The 1,576-nt window shown below is 53.2% G+C and carries 1 rRNA gene; it reads right to left on the bottom strand.

What is annotated here, in order from left to right:
• Window positions 1-11 precede the first annotated feature (11 nt).
• Window positions 12-1,566: ribosomal RNA gene (locus tag AB4583_RS14750) — 16S ribosomal RNA — on the bottom strand.
• Window positions 1,567-1,576 lie beyond the last annotated feature (10 nt).

Below are 1,576 nucleotides of genomic sequence, written 5' to 3' on the forward strand. Positions count from 1 at the left end.
ATATCTTCGTATAAGGAGGTGATCCAGCCCCAGGTTCCCCTAGGGCTACCTTGTTACGACTTCACCCCAGTCATGAACCACAAAGTGGTGAGCGTCCTCCCCGAAAGGTTAAACTACCCACTTCTTTTGCAGCCCACTCCCATGGTGTGACGGGCGGTGTGTACAAGGCCCGGGAACGTATTCACCGTGACATTCTGATTCACGATTACTAGCGATTCCGACTTCATGGAGTCGAGTTGCAGACTCCAATCCGGACTACGACGCACTTTTTGGGATTCGCTCACTATCGCTAGCTTGCTGCCCTCTGTATGCGCCATTGTAGCACGTGTGTAGCCCTACTCGTAAGGGCCATGATGACTTGACGTCGTCCCCACCTTCCTCCGGTTTATCACCGGCAGTCTCCCTGGAGTTCCCGACATTACTCGCTGGCAAACAAGGATAAGGGTTGCGCTCGTTGCGGGACTTAACCCAACATTTCACAACACGAGCTGACGACAGCCATGCAGCACCTGTCTCAGAGCTCCCGAAGGCACACCTGCGTCTCCGCTGGCTTCTCTGGATGTCAAGAGTAGGTAAGGTTCTTCGCGTTGCATCGAATTAAACCACATGCTCCACCGCTTGTGCGGGCCCCCGTCAATTCATTTGAGTTTTAATCTTGCGACCGTACTCCCCAGGCGGTCTACTTAACGCGTTAGCTCCGAAAGCCACGGCTCAAGGCCACAACCTCCAAGTAGACATCGTTTACGGCGTGGACTACCAGGGTATCTAATCCTGTTTGCTCCCCACGCTTTCGCATCTGAGTGTCAGTATCTGTCCAGGGGGCCGCCTTCGCCACTGGTATTCCTTCAGATCTCTACGCATTTCACCGCTACACCTGAAATTCTACCCCCCTCTACAGTACTCTAGTTCACCAGTTTCAAATGCAGTTCCGAGGTTGAGCCCCGGGCTTTCACATCTGACTTAATGAACCACCTGCATGCGCTTTACGCCCAGTAATTCCGATTAACGCTCGCACCCTCCGTATTACCGCGGCTGCTGGCACGGAGTTAGCCGGTGCTTCTTCTGTTGCTAACGTCAAGAGATAGCGCTATTAACACTACCCCCTTCCTCACAACTGAAAGTACTTTACAACCCGAAGGCCTTCTTCATACACGCGGCATGGCTGCATCAGGCTTTCGCCCATTGTGCAATATTCCCCACTGCTGCCTCCCGTAGGAGTCTGGACCGTGTCTCAGTTCCAGTGTGGCTGATCATCCTCTCAGACCAGCTAGGGATCGTCGCCTTGGTGAGCCATTACCTCACCAACTAGCTAATCCCACCTAGGCATATCTTGACGCGAGAGGCCCGAAGGTCCCCCTCTTTGGCCCGTAGGCATTATGCGGTATTAGCCATCGTTTCCAATGGTTATCCCCCACATCAAGGCAATTTCCTAGGCATTACTCACCCGTCCGCCGCTCGACGCCCATTAACGCACCCGAAGGATTGTTAGTGTCGTTTCCGCTCGACTTGCATGTGTTAGGCCTGCCGCCAGCGTTCAATCTGAGCCATGATCAAACTCTTCAATTTAAGATTTTGT

The organism is Vibrio sp. 10N.222.49.C12 (genome assembly GCF_041475025.1).
In the GTDB taxonomy this organism is placed as follows: domain Bacteria; phylum Pseudomonadota; class Gammaproteobacteria; order Enterobacterales; family Vibrionaceae; genus Vibrio; species Vibrio crassostreae_C.